The sequence below is a fragment of the Vibrio sp. 10N.286.49.E11 genome, from assembly GCF_041469505.1.
GTDB lineage: Bacteria > Pseudomonadota > Gammaproteobacteria > Enterobacterales > Vibrionaceae > Vibrio > Vibrio crassostreae_C.
Window position 1 is genome coordinate 1 of sequence record NZ_JBFRKQ010000032.1, and the last position, 18,590, is coordinate 18,590.

An 18,590-nucleotide genomic window follows, 5' to 3' on the forward strand; every position below is an offset into this window, starting at 1 on the left:
AGTCTCTCCGACCGCACCATCATTAAATAGAACCCAGCTTTTTAGCTGGGTTTTTTTTATCTGGAATATGCAAATCTGCTAGCCAAGTCACCAAGTATTCTCTTCTATAACCTCACTTTTAATACGATTTTATAAGACAATGTCAGCTCCATTTTCTAATTGAGTATGACTAGCCTATGAAACCCCTCCCCTTAACGATCGGTTGCTACACAGATACACCAAGTAAAAGCCAAGGTGTTTATCAAACTCAGTTAGATCTAGAAACAGGAAAACTATTACCTCTAGAGCTGATCATCAAATGTACTAACCCCTCTTTTATTACTGTAACAAAGACTGGGATCTATACTGCATCGGAAGTGGACCAGCAAAAACAGCCCCAGCTCATTCATATACCTAATGTTGATTCACAGCTAACACACAATACAAGCCTCATCTCGGGAGATCACCCTTGTCACGTCGCGATAGATCCACACAATAAGTTTGCTATCACGTCGCAATACTCATCAGGCACATTCGATATTTTTAGCTTAAGTATCAACGGCAGCATCGATAAACGACTCAAAACAATCCAGATGGTTGGTTCCGGGCCAAACAAAGAGAGACAAACTAGCCCACACGCCCATCAATGCCTGTTCTTACAAAACTCACCACAGTTTGTGACTGTCGATCTCGGCACCGATCGCATCAACTTCTATTGCTTTAATGAAGAGCAAGAAGAGTTCCTTGATGAGCCAATGCAGTCTATTAAGGTGCCCGCCGGCAATGGACCTCGCCATTTAATCTTTAACAAAGCTGAAGACAGAGCCTATGTGGTCTGTGAACTCTCTGAAACGTTGCTGACTTTGGAAAAGGTTTTAGGCATTTGGAATGTAGTGGAAGAGATTGATGCATTGCCTAATATGGAGAAGGGAGAAGCCGCAGCTGCGATTAAGCTATCGCCTGATGAGCAATTCCTTTATGTGTCATGTCGACACCAATCAAGAATCAGTAGCTTCAGAATCGAATCGACAACAAAAGTGCCTATTTTTATTGATAGTTATAGTTCTGAAGGCAAGTTCCCTCGTGATTTTCATATTACTCATGATGGTGAATGGCTTATCGCCACAAACCAGCACACTAATAACATCACGTCATTCAAGCGAAATACAGAAGACGGCTCTCTGGTTTACACAGGCTACTCATTAGAGCTAGATGCGCCAGTTTGTGTGACACAGCAACGATAGACATCATCGAATACAAAAAAGGAGAGCATTCGCTCTCCTTCTCTTTATAAAGTGTCTGTAATACTCAATTAAAGGCCCAGGGCATACTTCAACACTTGAGCTTTAATCGGCCCTGAGTTCTCTGCTAGCTTGAGTGCAGCATTACGCACAAACTTAAGTGGACCAATGTCGTTGCTGAATGTCTTATAGAAGAAATCCATACCGCTTTGCATCACTAGGTTGTCACCTCTTCTCATCACCTCGTAGCGTCTTGCTACAGACTGGTTCAATTCACCCTTTTCTTTGGTGACATCCAGCAGTACTGATACATCTTTGAAGCCTAAGTTAACACCCTGCCCAGCCAAAGGGTTGATGGTATGCGCAGAGTCTCCGACCAAAATACAGTTATTCTTCGAGTATGATTGAGCATGACGTCGTGTCAGAGGAAAAGAACCCGAATTCAAGACTTTGATATCACCTAACTCTTTAGGAAAGTGAGTAAGTACTTCGTTACGTAGTTTTTCAGGGGTCATTGCTGACAGTTGCTTAATACGCAGCGGAGAATCATACCAAACTAACGAGCCCAGCCCAACTTCTTGACCGTCAGAGGTTAGAGAACACAAAGGCAAAAATGAACGAGGGCCACTTGGTAGAAATTGCTGCCAAGTAATATCTTGCTGAGGTTGTTCTGTTTCTACATTGATAAGCATACAGTGTTGTCGATAATCCCAAGCCGTGATGCCAATTCCAGCTTGTTGGCGAACGGCTGAATTCGCACCATCAGCACCAACCACCCACTTCGCAGACAACTCAGCCCCTGATTGAAGCTTTACGATATTGATTTCACCAAACTCAATCACATCGAGCTTTTCTGGGCATAACAGTTCGAGATTGTCGTAGGCATCAAATTGAGACCATAAACCTAATTGAATGAGTCTGTTCTCAACGATATAGCCCAAACGAGGAAGGTCTAGTGAGGCAGCATCAAATCGAGTACGACACTCTGGGTGCTCCCACGTCTCTAAACGTTTATAAGAACACACTCGCATTGCTGCAATACTTTGCCATGCACCAAGATTTTCAAGCAAATCGACCGATGCTTGAGAAATCGCTGACACACGAATGTCCATCGCTTGCGATTCATCAAAAGCTTGTGGGGCAAAACCTTCGATCACCGCAACACTCAGACCTTGCTTTGCAAAACCGATTGCTGTTGCTGCGCCAACCATGCCGCCACCGACTACTACAATATCGTAACTGTTCATATTTCGTACTTATCAGTTTGATTCTTTGACTGTTTTTGATTGTACTTTTTCATAACTAACTTGTAACCAAAAACCTTATTCGAAAAAAGGGTTATCCCTTATGGCATATGGCGTTAACGATAATAAAAACCACTACATAAGAGATTTGTTCAGACTACTAGTCAGTCGGTTTTGAAACCAGTACAATACGCCGCTTGCCGCTAGAGCCTGTCATAAAATTAAATACCGAATTATGACAAACGGGGCTAGCGGATGAATAATGGGCGATTTGCTCCCTTAAATTAAACTAACGATCGAGCGAACATATAATGAGTAAGAAACTGCTAATTAAAACTTGGGGCTGTCAGATGAATGAATATGATTCATCAAAAATGGCCGACCTGCTTAACGCTGCAAATGGCTATGAGCTAACTGAAGTACCTGAGGAAGCAGACGTACTACTATTGAATACTTGTTCTATCCGCGAAAAAGCACAAGAAAAAGTATTCCACCAGCTTGGTCGTTGGAAAACGCTTAAAGATAAGAAAGAAGGTGTGGTGATCGGTGTGGGTGGCTGTGTAGCGACTCAAGAGGGTGATCACATTCGTCAACGTGCACCTTACGTAGACGTTATCTTTGGCCCACAAACACTGCACCGTCTGCCAGAGATGATTAAATCATCACTGTCTAACGAAAAGCCAGTAATGGACATCTCTTTCCCAGAGATCGAAAAGTTCGATAACCTGCCTGAGCCAAAAGCTGAAGGTGCGACGGCATTCGTTTCTATCATGGAAGGTTGTTCTAAATACTGTACTTACTGCGTTGTACCATACACACGTGGTGAAGAAGTTAGCCGTCCAATGGATGATGTACTGTTCGAAGTGGCTCAACTTGCAGAGCAAGGCGTACGTGAAGTTAACCTACTAGGTCAGAACGTAAACGCATACCGCGGTCCAACACACGAAGGCGATATCTGTTCATTCGCAGAACTGCTTCGTCTTGTTGCTTCTATCGATGGTATCGACCGTATTCGTTTCACAACTAGCCACCCGCTTGAGTTTGGTGACGACATCATTGAAGTTTACAAAGATACTCCTGAACTAGTGAGCTTCCTTCACCTGCCAGTACAAAGTGGTAGTGACCGTATTCTTACGATGATGAAGCGTCCACACACGGCTATCGAGTACAAGTCTATTATCCGTAAACTGCGTAAAGCTCGTCCTGATATTCAAATCAGTTCTGACTTTATCGTTGGTTTCCCTGGTGAGTCTAAACAAGACTTCCAAGATACAATGAAGTTAATTAAAGAAGTTGATTTCGATATGAGCTTCAGCTTTGTTTTCTCTCCTCGTCCGGGTACGCCAGCGGCAGATTACCCATGTGACGTACCAGCACAAGAGAAGAAAGATCGTCTATACGAACTGCAACAAACGGTAAACACACAAGCTATGCGCTTCTCTCGTCTAATGCTAGGCACAGAGCAACGTATCCTTGTTGAAGGTCCATCAAGAAAGAACCTAATGGAACTTCGCGGCCGTACAGAAAACAGCCGTGTTGTGAACTTCGAAGGTTCTGCAGACCTAATCGGCCAGTTCGTAGATGTGAAGATCACTGAGGTTTACACCAACTCACTACGTGGTGAGCTAGTTCGCACAGAAAAAGACATGGGTCTACGCGTTGTTATGACTCCAGCAGAAATGATGGAAAAAACAAAACGTGAAGACGAGCTAGGTGTAGCGACATTTACACCGTAGGCAATACAACTGTTTGAGCACAAAGCGCAAACACAAAGCTTGAAATTACCTAACTAAGTGACCATCTTAGAAATAGGGATATCACAATCAAAAGCCCGGTCTAAATCGGGCTTTTTGCTCTTTGTTTTATTTAAGAGCGAGTGGCACAAAATGAGAGGCTAATTTGAGCAATAAAATCGTTACCTTAGAGATAAATCTAGAGCCAGCCGACAACAAGCGCTTGGCTAGCTTATGCGGACCATTCGACGACAACATCAAACACCTTGAGCGTCGTCTTGGCGTTGAGATTAATTACCGAAGCAACTTCTTCACCATCGTTGGTAAGCCTCACACAGCAGCCGCTGCTTTAGACATCATCAAACACCTCTATGTTGAAACGGCTCCAGTTAAAGGCAACATAATCGATATCGAACCAGAGCAAGTGCATCTGGCGGTCACCGAATCTGGCATTTTGGAACAACACGTCGAGTCTGAAATCGACTACGGCAAAGAAGTGACCATTAAGACTAAAAAAGGCGTCATCAAACCTCGTACGCCAAACCAAGCACAGTACCTAATGAACATGGTCACCCATGACATCACCTTTGGTATTGGGCCAGCAGGTACAGGTAAAACCTATTTAGCCGTTGCAGCAGCAGTTGATGCACTTGAACGCCAAGAGGTTCGCCGGATCCTACTGACTCGCCCTGCTGTAGAAGCCGGTGAGAAGCTTGGGTTCCTACCGGGTGATTTAAGCCAGAAAGTCGACCCATATTTGCGCCCACTTTACGATGCACTGTTTGAGATGCTCGGTTTTGAACGTGTTGAAAAGCTAATTGAACGTAACGTGATTGAAGTCGCTCCACTGGCTTACATGCGTGGACGTACACTAAATGATGCATTTATCATTCTTGATGAGAGCCAAAACACCACGGTAGAACAGATGAAAATGTTCTTAACCCGTATCGGTTTTAATTCGCGTGCAGTTATCACAGGTGACATTACGCAAATCGATTTACCTCGTGGAGCGAAGTCTGGTCTTCGTCATGCAACTGAAGTGCTGAGTGAAGTGGATGACATCAGCTTTAATTTCTTCATGTCTGAAGATGTGGTTCGTCACCCTGTTGTTGCTCGTATCGTCAACGCCTACGAGAAATGGGAAGCGAAAGACCAGAAAGAGCGCAAAGAGTTTGAAAAGCGTAAACGTGAAGAGCGCGAAGCCAAACTTCTTGAGGCTCAGCAGGCAGTTACGACACAATTAGCAACACAAAATAGTTCTGTGATTACAGAACAAGGTGATAAATAGATGTCTATTGAACTAGACCTGCAAATAGCAGTCGAAAATGAGCAAGGTCTTCCAACTGAGCAAGATATTCAGCTTTGGTTGGACAAGACAATTCCTCAGTTTCAAGAGAACGCTGAGTTGACGGTTCGTATCGTTGATATGCAAGAAAGCCACCAGCTCAATCATGAATACCGTGGCAAAGACAAGCCAACTAACGTGCTGTCTTTTCCATTCGAGGCACCTCCAGGGATCGAGCTAGATCTGCTAGGCGACCTCATTATCTGCCGTCAAGTTGTCGAAAAAGAAGCAGAAGAGCAAAGTAAGCCTCTGCTAGCACACTGGGCTCATATGGTTGTACATGGCAGTCTGCATCTGCTAGGTTATGATCATATCGAAGATGATGAAGCTGAAGAGATGGAATCACTCGAGACAGAAATCATGCAAACTATGGGGTTTGAAGACCCGTATATTCTAGAAAAGTAAATTGATTCTAGTAAAGTAGGTTGCAGAGAAACAATAACTCATCGAACCTGTGATTTCCGCAGGAATCTGAGTTGTAACGTGTGCTATCACACTTCTGATAGCGTTATTTTTTGAGAAATCATGAACGAAGGTAACCCCCCCACTTCTGAGGGAAGTAAAAAATCTGAAGGTCCGAGTAGAAAGTCCTTCTTTGAACGCCTAGGCCAACTATTTCAAGGTGAAGTAAAAGATCGCCAAGAGCTCGTGGATGTAATCCGCGACTCAGAAATTAATGACCTAATTGACCACGACACGCGCGACATGCTCGAGGGTGTAATGGAAATTTCAGAGATGCGAGTACGCGATATCATGCTGCCTCGCTCTCAAATGGTTACAGTTGAACGCACCGATGATTTAGATACATTGATTGCGCTTATTACTGATGCTCAACACTCTCGCTACCCAGTGATCAGTGAAGATAAAGACCATGTTGAAGGCATTCTATTAGCGAAGGACCTACTTAAGTATTTGGGTTCAGAAAGTGCCCCATTTGATATCGAACAAGTGATTCGCCCTGTCGTAGTTGTTCCTGAAAGTAAGCGAGTTGATCGCCTGCTTAAGGAGTTCCAAGAAGAGCGTTACCACATGTCTATCGTTGTCGATGAGTTTGGCGGAGTTTCTGGCCTAGTAACCATTGAAGATATCCTCGAAGAAATCGTTGGTGAAATTGAAGACGAGTTCGACGATGAAGAAGAGTTAGATATTCGTAAGCTGAGTAAGCATACCTTTTCTGTAAAAGCTTTAACCACTATTGAAGAGTTCAACGATACGTTTAACACTGCCTTTAGTGATGATGAAGTAGATACAGTAGGCGGCATGGTTATGACAGCACTCGGTCACCTGCCGGTTCGTGGCGAAATTGTAGAAATTGAAAACTACCATTTCAAGATAACATCAGCAGATAACCGTCGTGTAATTCAGCTACAGGTAACCATTCCTGACGAACAGCCTCTTCCGACTATCGAAGAATAACAACTTCTCTCTAAAGAGATGACAGAAATTAGATGACTAAGACCTTTATTCATCGCCTATTACGGCCGCTTGCGGCCGTTTTTGTTGGCGCTATAACCACCCTTTCATTCGCTCCATACTCCATATGGCCTCTTGCTATTCTCAGCCCAGCTTTGTTGCTGTTACTGATCCACAACCGCTCTCCTAAAAGCGCGCTTTGGATTGGCTACGCATGGGGTTTAGGCCAATTCACGACAGGTATCAGCTGGGTATACGTCAGCATTGATGGTTTTGGTGGCATGCCACTGGCGGCTAATCTATTTTTGATGGCATTGCTCGTTGGCTACCTAGCTGTTTATTCAGGTCTGTTTACCTGGAGTTTGAACAAGTTCTTCCCTGTTAATAATCTAAGCCGCTGTTTCCTCGCTGCTCCAGCATTGTGGTTAGTCAGTGATTGGCTACGTGGCTGGGTAATGACGGGCTTCCCTTGGCTTTGGTTGGGCTACAGCCAAATCGATTCGCCATTAGGTTCATTTGCACCGATTGGCGGCGTAGAGCTAGTAACTCTAGCGATCATTGTTTCAGCCTCTGCATTCGCTTATGCGATTGTTAACAGGGCTTGGAGTATCGCTATCATTCCCGCCGTCGTATTTAGTGCAGGTTTTGGTATTCGAAATATCGATTGGGTCACGCCGAACCCGGAAAAAACTACGTCAGTCGTTTTAATACAAGGCAACGTCGATCAAGACAGTAAATGGCTACCAAGTCATCGCTGGCCGACCATGATGAAATACACCGACCTCAGCAGAGAAAACTGGGATGCGGATATCATCATCTGGCCTGAAGCCGCTATTCCTGCTTTTGAAGTCGAGATACCCTCTTTTCTGCGCAACATAGACAGCGCTGCTAAGATGAATAACAGCTCAATCATCACAGGTGTACTGAATCAGTCTGAAGACAAGAAGTACTACAACAGCGTTCTCTCACTTGGTGTAAACCCATACGGTGAATACAGCTACGATCCAGACGAGCGCTATCATAAACATCACCTACTGCCATTTGGTGAGTTTGTACCGTTTGAGGACATATTGCGCCCATTGGCACCATTCTTTAACTTGCCAATGTCTTCGTTCAGTCGTGGTGATTTCATCCAACCAAACATCGTGGCCAACGGTCGTCATCTTGCGCCTGCGTTGTGTTACGAGATCATCTTTAATGATCAAGTTAGGCAGAATGTGACTGATGAGACTGACTTTATCCTCACACTCTCCAACGATGCGTGGTTTGGTCGTTCGATTGGGCCATTGCAACATATGGAAATCGCACAAATGCGGGCTCTGGAGCTTGGTAAGCCGCTTATTCGCTCTACCAACAATGGTGTGACGGCGGTGACAGATTACAAAGGCAACATCATCAAACAAGTGCCTCAGTTTGAAACGGCCGTATTAAAAGCTGAACTCATTTCAACGGATGGTCAAACGCCTTATCACACAGTAGGTACTTGGCCGCTGTATATATGGGCGATGCTCAGCTTGGTGATTGGTTGGCTAATAAGAAAGCCCAAAAGCTAGATTCGAGATTCGACGAAAGGTGATTGGAGGGTTGACTGATTGAGTCAACCCTTTTTATTACTGTGGTTTTGCATTGATACTGTACGGTTCAGGAGCTTACGGCTTGAGGGCCTTACGACTAAACCCTTTAGAGCCACATTTAATACATGGAATGATATTGGTTGGGTGGTTATATTCAGTTTGGTAACCACACTCGTCACATACCAAGGTTCCTAAGCCTATGACTTCACCCGCTTGATACAAGCCTTGGTGTTCTAAGTCTTGGAACAGTTCAACCCATTCCACCTTAGTACGATCAGTAATATCCAACAGCCCTTGCCAAATAGAGTCCGCAATCATCAAATAGAATGGACCGCTTTTACTCTCTTCATAGCTTTCGGAAAACTCTTTTAAGTCCGACTTCACGTAGGCAGAGATCAATGAAAGCTCATCTTTAGTCATATCATTAGCTGCTTTCGCAAACTTGCCCGACGTTTCGATTTTGTTGTTGAGCTCTTCAGGGCTATGCTTCAGCGTTTCAATCACCTCTTCGACGACTTCTTCATAGAGCGCTTTTTTCTTCGGCATAACAACCTCCTTAAGATAACCAACCTTTTAGTGAGCAAACGGATGCGCTGCAATGCACTCCCGCTTACAAACAAATGCAATTCATACTCTTAAGTATAGTTGCCCTGCGAAATTCAGTGAAATTTACACAATCTACTAAGCGGCAACTGCAAGTATGAAGGGTATAACTATTGTTGTACTCAGCTCCTTTAGGTATTCTATGACGATCTGTAAGATTCTGTTCTAACCGAACTCACAAATTCCAAGATAACCGGATACCATCGATGCAAGAACAATATAACCCGCAAGAGATTGAACAAAAGGTTCAACAACACTGGGATAACAGCGAGACTTTCGTTGTAAGTGAAGACCCAAACAAAGAAAAATTCTACTGTCTTTCTATGTTCCCTTACCCAAGTGGCCGACTGCACATGGGTCACGTGCGTAACTACACCATCGGTGATGTGGTATCTCGTTTCCAACGTCTACAAGGCAAAAACGTAATGCAGCCAATTGGTTGGGATGCATTCGGCCTACCTGCAGAAAACGCCGCTGTTAAAAACAATACAGCACCTGCACCATGGACTTACGAAAACATTGAGTACATGAAGAACCAGCTTAAGCTTCTAGGCTTTGGTTACGACTGGAACCGTGAATTCGCAACGTGTACTCCAGAGTACTACCGTTGGGAACAAGAGTTCTTCACTAAGCTTTACGAAAAAGGCCTGGTTTACAAGAAGACATCTTCAGTGAACTGGTGTCCAAACGACCAAACAGTACTGGCAAATGAGCAAGTAGAAGACGGTTGTTGCTGGCGTTGTGACACTCCAGTAGAGCAAAAGAAAATTCCACAGTGGTTTATTAAAATCACTGAGTACGCTCAAGAGCTACTAGACGATCTAGACAACCTTGAAGGTTGGCCTGAAATGGTTAAGACCATGCAGCGCAACTGGATCGGCCGCTCTGAAGGTGTTGAGCTATCTTTCGCTGTTAACGGTGAAGAAGCGCCACTGGAAGTGTACACAACTCGTCCAGACACACTAATGGGTGTTTCTTACGTTGGTATCGCTGCAGGTCACCCTCTTGCAGAGAAAGCATCGAAGAACAACCCAGAGCTTGCTGCATTCGTTGAAGAGTGTCGTAACACTAAAGTTGCTGAAGCTGAACTCGCAACGATGGAAAAGAAAGGTATGGATACTGGCCTAACGGCTATCCACCCTCTTAACGGTCGTGTTGTTCCTGTATACGTAGCAAACTTCGTACTTATGGATTACGGCACAGGTGCGGTAATGGCGGTTCCTGCTCACGATCAACGTGACTACGAGTTCGCAACTAAGTACGGCATCGATATCATCCCAGTAATCAAACCTGAAGATGGTTCTGAACTAGACGTGTCTGAAGCGGCTTACACTGAAAAAGGTGTACTGTTTGATTCTGGTGAATTCGATGGTCTTGCGTTCCAAGAAGCATTCGATGCAATTGCTGCGAAGCTTGAAGCTGAAGGCAAAGGTAAGAAGACAGTAAACTTCCGTCTACGTGACTGGGGTGTATCTCGTCAACGTTACTGGGGCGCTCCAATCCCAATGGTAACCACTGAAGACGGTGAAGTTCACCCAGTACCAGCAGACCAACTGCCAGTCATTCTTCCTGAAGATGTAGTAATGGATGGCGTAACGAGCCCAATCAAGGCTGACAAGTCTTGGGCTGAAACAACATTCAACGGCGAACCCGCTCTACGTGAGACTGACACGTTCGATACGTTTATGGAGTCTTCTTGGTACTACGCACGTTACTGTTCACCGCAAGCAGACGACATTCTAGATCCAGAGAAAGCAAACTACTGGCTACCAGTTGACCAATACGTTGGTGGTATCGAGCACGCTTGTATGCACCTGCTTTACTCTCGTTTCTTCCATAAGCTTCTACGTGATGCTGGCTACGTGACGTCTGATGAACCGTTCAAGCAACTACTATGTCAAGGCATGGTTCTGGCTGACGCGTTCTATCACGAAAACGAAAAAGGCACCAAAGAGTGGATTGCACCGACTGACGTAACGGTTGAACGTGACGGTAAAGGTCGCATCGAAAAAGCAGTCGACGATCAAGGTCGTGAAGTTGAACACTCAGGCATGATCAAAATGTCTAAGTCTAAGAACAACGGTATCGACCCACAAGAGATGGTAGACAAGTACGGCGCTGATACAGTACGTCTATTCATGATGTTTGCATCACCTGCAGACATGACGCTTGAGTGGCAAGAGTCTGGCGTTGAAGGGGCTAACCGCTTCCTTAAACGTGTTTGGAAATTGGTTCACGCTCACTCTTCTAAGGGTGCTGCTGAATCTGTTGATGCTTCTGCGCTATCTGGCGACCAAAAAGCACTTCGTCGTGATATCCATAAAACTATCGCGAAAGTAACGGACGATATTGGCCGTCGCCAAACGTTCAACACGGCAATCGCTGCAATCATGGAACTGATGAACAAGCTGGCGAAAGCACCTCAAGAATCTGCACAAGACCGTGCAATCCTTGACGAAGCGCTAAAAGCGGTAGTACGCATGCTTTACCCAATGACGCCACACATCTCTTACGAAATGTGGATTGCACTTGGTGAATCAAACGTAGACTCAGCAACATGGCCAACTTTCGATGAGAAAGCGCTAGTTGAAGACGAGAAAACTATCGTTGTTATGATCAACGGTAAGCTACGTGCGAAACTAACCGTTGCTACTGATGCAACAGAAGAGCAAGTTCGTGAGCTTGGTCTAAACGATGAGAACGCTAAGAAGTTCCTAGATGGCTTAACTATCCGTAAAGTTATCTTCGTACCAGGTAAGCTTCTAAACATCGTTGCTAACTAATTTCGTTAGCACAATGCAATTGCTAAAGAATTAACGAACTTAATTCATCAAAAGCAGTCTGTAGACAGGGTAGCTAATTGCCCTGTCTACTTATTTAAGCGCTTTAGACTTGAGCCTAACCACTCAAACGAACTAAAGCCTTTAAATAAGTATTCTACCTTCATGAGAGCCATCAAATAATGCGCCTGATTTCACTATCTTCATTGAAAGTTACTGTTGTTGTTTTAACCGTCAGCCTATTAAGTGCGTGTGGTTTCCACCTACGTGGTGATTACTCCGTACCAGAAGAACTCAACAAGATCTCCGTAACCAGTTACGACCAATACAGTACGTTTACACGTATGATGAAAGGTCAACTGCGTATGAATGATGTAGAAATTGTGCTACCGGCTGAGAATACACCTAACCTGCATATTATTAGTGAGAGCGTAGGTGAGCGAACTCTGTCTCTATACCAAAACACTCGTGCAGCAGAGAAAGAACTGACATTCCGCGCTTCATACCGCGTAACTGTCCCGGATCTAGGCTCAAAGACATTCTCAACCAGCGTAACCCGTAGTTACCTAGATAACCCGCTAACTGCACTTGCGAAGTCGGTTGAGCGAGACATGATCGAAGATGAGATGCGTAAGTTGGCAACAAGCCAAATCCTTCGTCAGATGGCTCGACTAAAAGCGAACATTGCAGCTGATAGCATGGATCTAGATGCACTAGAACACGTTCAAGTGAAAGAGCTTGAAAAGCAATACAACATCAAGAATGTTGAAATTGACGACGTTGAGATCGTACCAGCTTCAGAAGAACAACCAACACTTAGCGATTCGGCTGAGTAATAGGTTTATTTGATGCGTATTTTTGCTGACCGCTTATCAGAGCAACTTATTAAACAGTTGAGTAATGTTTACCTAATTTTTGGTAACGAACCGCTACTGTTGCAAGAGAGCCGAGAAGCGATTCAAAAGGCTGCAAAACAGCAAGGCTTTGAAGAACGTCACCGCTTTGCGATTGATAGCAGTCTCGACTGGAATCAAGTCTACGACTGCACTCAAGCACTGAGCCTATTCTCTAGCCGTCAGGTCATCGAGCTTGAACTGCCAGAGTCAGGCGTCAATGCCGCAATAGCGAAAGAGCTACTCGCAATCTCCGAGCATATCCACAGTGATATCTTGTTAATCTTGGTGGGCACTAAGCTCACCAAAGCTCAAGAAAGCGCTAAGTGGTTTAAGGCTCTTTCGAATCAGGGTCACTGGGTCAGTTGCATAACGCCAGATGTCAGTCGGTTACCTCAGTTTGTCCAAGCGCGTTGCCGTCAAATCGGTTTAACGCCAGACCCTGAAGCTATTCAAATGCTGGCGCAATGGCATGAGGGTAATCTGTTTGCGCTGACCCAAAGCCTAGAAAAACTGGCTCTCCAATACCCAGATGGCAAGCTCACATTAGTACGCTTAGAAGAATCGCTGAGTCGACACAACCATTTTACTCCATTCCATTGGAGTGATGCGTTATTGGCAGGCAAAGGTAACCGAGCACAACGAATCCTGCGTCAGCTAGAAGCTGAAGGTGTCGAACCCGTCATTTTATTACGTAGCATACAACGAGAGCTTGCTCTGCTATTACAAATGCAGCAACAAATGAAACAGATGCCGATTGGTCAGGTCTTCGAAAAACACCGTATCTGGCAATCTAAAAAGCCTCTTTATAACGCCGCGCTAACAAGAGTTTCGATTTCTCAATTACACTCTTTGTTCGCGTTGCTCACTCAAGCTGAATTGATGACAAAAACTCAATATGAGCAGTCGCCTTGGCCACTAATTCATCAGTTAAGCGTAGAGTTTTGTATCCCTTCAGCTTCAATACCATTCCACGCATAAAAGCGTGTTATATTCTAGGGTCAACAAGCCCTAAACAAAGCTAAATTCAGATTAAAGGAACACCCAGTGTTACGTGAAGAACTAAAAGATTTTCTTGCAGACAAAGCCGACGACATGAAAGCAGAATCGATTGTAACTATCGATGTAGAAGGCAAATCAAGCGTTACTGATTACATGATTGTTTGTACTGGCACCTCTAAACGCCATGTTGCCTCTATTGCACAGCATGTTGCTGATGAAGTGCGTAAAGCGGGTATGCAACCTCTAGGTATGGACGGCCAACAAGAAGGTGAATGGGTTGTTCTAGATATGGGCACAAGCATGCTTCACGTTATGCAAGAAGAGCATCGTGAGCTGTACCAACTAGAAAAACTTTGGGGCTAAGCTTTGAAGATCCAGTTAATCGCAGTTGGCACAAAAATGCCAAAGTGGGTTGAAGAAGGGTTTCAAGAATACAAACGCCGCTTCCCTCACGATATGCCATTAGAGCTCATTGAAATTACTGCAGGAAAGCGCGGTAAAAATGCAGATATTGCACGCATTCTTCAAAAAGAAGGTGAAGCGATGCTGGCTGCAGTTCCAAAAGGCAACCGTATTGTCACGCTCGATATCCCAGGTAGAAAGTGGGATACACCTCAACTTGCTGAGCAATTAGAAAGTTGGAAGCTGGATGGACGTGACGTATCTATCCTAATTGGCGGGCCTGAAGGATTAGCACCTGCATGTAAAGCGGCCGCAGACCAAAGTTGGTCTCTGTCTGCGCTTACTCTCCCTCACCCATTAGTACGCGTTATCATGGCTGAAAGCTTGTATCGAGCTTGGAGCATCACTGCTAACCACCCTTATCATCGAGAATAAGCGTTAATGTTACGTAAACGTAGCCAAATCCGCGATTACAAAGCAGAAGCACGACTATTTACTAGCCGTGCTTTTGTTGCGTTTGCGGGGATCATAGTCATGATGTCGATGTTGGTTGTTAACCTGTACAACATTCAGGTCAATCAATACCAAGACTATAAAACTCGTTCTAACGACAACCGTATCAAGGTCGTTCCGATCGCCCCTAACCGTGGTTTGATTTACGATCGCAACGGTATACTTCTTGCCGAAAACCGTCCTGTTTTCAATCTAGAAATCATACCCGAAAAAATTAAAGATATGGATGACACGCTTGCTCGTCTGCAAGCATTAATTGAGATCCCGCCAGAGCGTATCGAGCGCTTTAATCGTGATCGTCGTAATTCACGACGCTTTAAATCAGTACCTATTCTTAATCAACTGTCTGAAGAACAAGTTGCCGTCTTCTCTGTAAACCAACACAAATTCCCAGGTGTTGAAGTTACGGGAACTTTGAAGCGTTTCTACCCTTACGGTGATGTGCTCACTCACGTAATAGGCTATGTATCGCGCATCAATGACCGTGATATGCAGCGCTTGATGCGAGAAGAAAAAGACGCCAATTACCAAGCTACACGTGATATCGGTAAGTTGGGTATTGAGCGTTATTACGAAGATATGTTGCACGGTACAGCTGGCTACCAAGAAGTCGAAGTTAACAGTCGTGGACGAGTGATTCGTACCCTCAAATTTGTCCCTTCGGTTCCAGGCAAAGATATCGTACTTAACTTAGATATCAAGCTACAGCTATACGTACATAAGTTACTTGATGGCCGCCGTGGTTCAGCTATCGTTCTCGATCCGAAAGACAATGGCGTGTTAGCCATGGTATCGAGCCCAAGCTACGACCCAAACGCATTCGTGCATGGTATCTCGTCTAAAGGCTATAACGCGCTACTTCAAGACAAAAACCGCCCTTTGGTTAACCGTGCCACGCTAGGGATTTACCCACCAGCATCGACGATCAAACCCTTCATTGCTGTTGCTGCTCTGCAAGAAGGTGTTATTACACCAAACACTACGCGCAATGACCCAGGCTATTGGAAGATACCAAACTCAAAAACGAGACCATTCCGTGACTGGTTGCGTTGGGGACACGGTGTCGTGGATATAGAAAAAGCGATTGAAGAGTCGGTGGATACCTTCTTTTACCAAATTGCTTATGATCTCGGCATTGATCGCATATCCAAATGGATGATGATGTTCGGCTTTGGTGATTATACTGGCATCGATATCTACGAAGAAAGCAAAGCCAATATGCCAACTCGTGATTGGAAGATGGCCAGACACCGTGTGCCTTGGTATCAAGGTGATACTATTCCAGTTGGTATTGGACAGGGCTACTGGACTGCAACACCTATGCAGATTGCAAAAGCCACATCAGTTTTGGTCAATGAAGGTGAAGTAACCGCACCTCACCTACTTCGTTCAACCATTGATAACGGTCGTCCATTCGATGAACAAATCATGTCGGACATTGAAACTTACCCACCGCTAACCGGGGTTAAGAAGAAGTATTGGGATATCGCTCAGGAAGGTATGAGGCTGGCTAACCACGGTAAAAAAGGCACGGCAAGACGTTCATTCCAGAAAATGTCTTACCAAACCGCTGGTAAATCGGGTACCGCGCAGGTATTCGGCTTAAAAGAAGATGAAGAGTACAACGCGGATGAAATCGCAGAGCACTTACGCGATCACGCCCTCTTTACGGGTTACGCGCCTTTTGAAGATCCTGAAGCCGTCGTGACTATCGTTCTAGAGAACGCAGGTGGCGGTTCTTCTAACGGCGGCCCAGTAGTAAGAAGGATTTTAGACCATATTATCCTTGCAGAAGATTATCAAAGTGAGCCAATTAAATAATGAAACTTGATCCTTCAACTGGACGAAATAGAGCCCTATTCGAAAGGCTGCATATCGACCTGCCGCTATTGCTCGGCATTCTGGTTTTAATGGGCTTTGCCCTGCTGATCATGTACAGCGCAAGCGGACAAAGCCTTGCGATGATGGACCGCCAGGCGATGCGCATGGCTCTGTCTTTAGGTGTGATGATCTTCCTAGCGCAAATCTCACCTCGTACTTATGAAACCTTGGCACCACTGCTATTTGTAGGTGGTGTCATCTTGCTATTGGGCGTGTTGTTCTTTGGTGAAGCCTCTAAAGGCGCCCAGCGTTGGTTAAACTTCGGCTTTGTTCGATTCCAACCGTCAGAGCTATTAAAGCTCGCGGTGCCTTTGATGCTGGCACGATTTATCGGTAAGCGCTCACTTCCACCAACATTCCAAACATTAGCGATCTCGCTAGTGATGGTGTTTGTACCGACGATTCTAATCGCAAAGCAGCCTGACCTAGGTACATCTATCCTTATCGCCGCATCTGGTATCTTCGTGATATTCCTGGCTGGTATCAGTTGGAAAATCATTGCTAGCGCCGCAATCGCATTAGGGGCATTTATCCCAATCCTATGGTTCTTCTTGATGCGTGAATATCAAAAAGTGCGTGTTAGAACCCTTTTTGATCCTGAATCAGATCCATTAGGTGCGGGTTACCACATCATTCAAAGTAAGATTGCGATAGGTTCGGGTGGTATATCAGGAAAAGGTTGGCTGCAAGGCACTCAATCTCAATTAGAATTCATTCCAGAGCGCCACACCGACTTCATTTTTGCGGTCATCGCCGAAGAGGGGGGCATGATTGGTATCTTGTTCTTGCTTGCTATCTACCTGTTTATTATTGGACGTGGCTTAGTGCTTGCGAGCCAAGCTCAAACCGCATTCGGTCGAATGATGGGCGGCAGTATTGTACTGAGCTTCTTCGTTTATATTTTTGTAAACATTGGCATGGTAAGTGGCATTCTACCTGTGGTTGGTGTTCCTCTTCCTTTAGTCAGTTATGGTGGTACTTCAATGGTTACCCTTATGGCTGGTTTTGGTATTTTAATGTCGATCCATACACACAGAAAAGCATTCTCAAAGGCGACCTAATCGATGTCTATTACAACGTTTCCAAAAAAAGCATCCTTGGTTGATGAGCTGCCAATCAAAAAAATAGCCTCTATCTTAGGGCTAGCGATTTTAATCAATGGTTGTTCTTCAAAGCAGCCAACAGGGCGCTACGATATTGATTCAGATATTGCACCAGACGCACCTATCTCAGTAGAGCATCTCGAGGATGCTCACCCTCAGTATGAACCTTATAGTTTAGGTGGTAACACGGATTACACTTTACGTGGCGAAGACTACAAGATCGTAAAGAAGACCGAAGGGTTTACTGAGAAAGGCAAAGCCTCTTGGTACGGTAAGAAATTTCATGGTCACTTAACGTCTAACGGCGAGATCTATGACATGTATTCGATGTCTGCGGCGCACAAAACATTGCCAATTCCAAGCTATGTAAAAGTGACGAATACCGACAATAACAAAACGACGATTGTTCGTATCAATGACCGCGGCCCATTCCATGAAGGCCGAATCATTGACCTTAGTTATGCGGCAGCTTACAAGCTCGATGTGTTGAGAACCGGCACGGCAAATGTTGAGATTGAAGTCATTACTGTGGCTATGCCAACCGACGCAAATAAAAAGGCTGCTTTACCGCAATTTATTATTCAAGTCGCAACATCTCCACATGAAGATAGAACAGAGAAGTTAGCGAAAGATCTAGCCGAAAAGCTAGAAGTAGCAACGTTCTTGCAGCCAAATGATGACAACTACCGTCTGATGATTGGGCCATTTCATGACTATGCTCTGACTCAAGAGAAATTAGAACAAGTTAAGTTAATGGGTTACCCGTCAGCTTATATAAAAAAACACACCCTAACTCGCTAATTAATCTAACAGTTACTTCTGGTAATCAGCGCTCTGGTGTGACAGAGTGATTCTGTTAATATATGAATAGTTCACCAAATAAT

At 44.7% G+C, this 18,590-nt stretch carries 16 protein-coding genes; 14 read left to right on the plus strand and 2 right to left on the minus strand.

Annotated elements, in window-relative coordinates:
* Positions 1-176: 176 nt before the first annotated feature.
* Positions 177-1,223 carry a lactonase family protein gene (locus AB4167_RS06245; RefSeq protein ID WP_136982345.1) on the plus strand — a complete coding sequence of 349 codons (1,047 nt, stop codon included), beginning with the start codon at positions 177-179 and terminating at the stop codon, positions 1,221-1,223.
* A gap of 68 nt (positions 1,224-1,291) precedes the next feature.
* On the opposite strand, the gene AB4167_RS06250 is transcribed toward AB4167_RS06245, so the two are convergent.
* On the minus strand, positions 1,292-2,467 hold the full coding sequence (locus AB4167_RS06250) for a 2-octaprenyl-3-methyl-6-methoxy-1,4-benzoquinol hydroxylase (RefSeq protein ID WP_372118003.1): 1,176 nt from the start codon (positions 2,465-2,467) through the stop codon (positions 1,292-1,294).
* A gap of 308 nt (positions 2,468-2,775) precedes the next feature.
* Between AB4167_RS06250 and miaB the strand changes: the two genes are divergently transcribed.
* From miaB to lnt, 5 genes are all read left to right on the plus strand, one after another.
* A complete protein-coding gene (gene miaB / locus AB4167_RS06255; RefSeq protein ID WP_012603385.1) occupies positions 2,776-4,200 on the plus strand; it encodes a tRNA (N6-isopentenyl adenosine(37)-C2)-methylthiotransferase MiaB in 1,425 nt (474 codons plus the stop codon).
* A 163-nt stretch (positions 4,201-4,363) separates the two neighbouring features.
* A complete protein-coding gene (locus AB4167_RS06260; protein ID WP_048663673.1) occupies positions 4,364-5,485 on the plus strand; it encodes a PhoH family protein in 1,122 nt (373 codons plus the stop codon).
* Positions 5,486-5,947: an rRNA maturation RNase YbeY gene (gene ybeY, locus AB4167_RS06265; protein ID WP_102432279.1), complete on the plus strand. Its 462-nt coding sequence runs from the start codon at positions 5,486-5,488 to the stop codon at positions 5,945-5,947.
* A gap of 120 nt (positions 5,948-6,067) precedes the next feature.
* The gene (gene corC, locus AB4167_RS06270) at positions 6,068-6,958 is read left to right on the plus strand and encodes a CNNM family magnesium/cobalt transport protein CorC (RefSeq protein ID WP_012603382.1); all 891 of its coding nucleotides are present in this window, start codon (positions 6,068-6,070) and stop codon (positions 6,956-6,958) included.
* A gap of 32 nt (positions 6,959-6,990) precedes the next feature.
* Positions 6,991-8,508: an apolipoprotein N-acyltransferase gene (lnt, locus tag AB4167_RS06275; RefSeq protein WP_371714456.1), complete on the plus strand. Its 1,518-nt coding sequence runs from the start codon at positions 6,991-6,993 to the stop codon at positions 8,506-8,508.
* A gap of 96 nt (positions 8,509-8,604) precedes the next feature.
* Here lnt and AB4167_RS06280 read toward each other — a convergent pair whose 3' ends face one another.
* Positions 8,605-9,075, minus strand: coding sequence for a zinc ribbon-containing protein (locus AB4167_RS06280; RefSeq protein ID WP_372136298.1), 471 nt, complete (start codon positions 9,073-9,075; stop codon positions 8,605-8,607).
* 263 nt (positions 9,076-9,338) lie between these two features.
* Between AB4167_RS06280 and leuS the strand changes: the two genes are divergently transcribed.
* The 8 genes from leuS (at position 9,339) to AB4167_RS06320 (ending at position 18,507) form a co-directional block, all read left to right on the plus strand.
* Positions 9,339-11,915 carry a leucine--tRNA ligase gene (leuS, locus tag AB4167_RS06285; RefSeq protein WP_372136299.1) on the plus strand — a complete coding sequence of 859 codons (2,577 nt, stop codon included), beginning with the start codon at positions 9,339-9,341 and terminating at the stop codon, positions 11,913-11,915.
* A gap of 179 nt (positions 11,916-12,094) precedes the next feature.
* Positions 12,095-12,748: an LPS assembly lipoprotein LptE gene (lptE, locus tag AB4167_RS06290; protein ID WP_372136300.1), complete on the plus strand. Its 654-nt coding sequence runs from the start codon at positions 12,095-12,097 to the stop codon at positions 12,746-12,748.
* Between the two features lie 12 nt (positions 12,749-12,760).
* Positions 12,761-13,786 carry a DNA polymerase III subunit delta gene (holA, locus tag AB4167_RS06295; protein WP_372050900.1) on the plus strand — a complete coding sequence of 342 codons (1,026 nt, stop codon included), beginning with the start codon at positions 12,761-12,763 and terminating at the stop codon, positions 13,784-13,786.
* Between the two features lie 66 nt (positions 13,787-13,852).
* A complete protein-coding gene (gene rsfS, locus AB4167_RS06300) occupies positions 13,853-14,170 on the plus strand; it encodes a ribosome silencing factor (protein WP_004735247.1) in 318 nt (105 codons plus the stop codon).
* 3 nt (positions 14,171-14,173) lie between these two features.
* On the plus strand, positions 14,174-14,644 hold the full coding sequence (gene rlmH, locus AB4167_RS06305; RefSeq protein ID WP_017068506.1) for a 23S rRNA (pseudouridine(1915)-N(3))-methyltransferase RlmH: 471 nt from the start codon (positions 14,174-14,176) through the stop codon (positions 14,642-14,644).
* 6 nt (positions 14,645-14,650) lie between these two features.
* Positions 14,651-16,543 carry a penicillin-binding protein 2 gene (mrdA, locus tag AB4167_RS06310; protein WP_017068507.1) on the plus strand — a complete coding sequence of 631 codons (1,893 nt, stop codon included), beginning with the start codon at positions 14,651-14,653 and terminating at the stop codon, positions 16,541-16,543.
* Positions 16,543-17,664, plus strand: coding sequence for a rod shape-determining protein RodA (gene rodA, locus AB4167_RS06315; protein ID WP_372136301.1), 1,122 nt, complete (start codon positions 16,543-16,545; stop codon positions 17,662-17,664). The genes mrdA and rodA overlap by 1 nt, the downstream gene beginning before the upstream one ends.
* A 3-nt stretch (positions 17,665-17,667) precedes the next feature.
* Entirely contained in the window at positions 17,668-18,507 is an 840-nt protein-coding gene (locus AB4167_RS06320; protein ID WP_136974115.1) for a septal ring lytic transglycosylase RlpA family protein, read from the plus strand.
* Positions 18,508-18,590 lie beyond the last annotated feature (83 nt).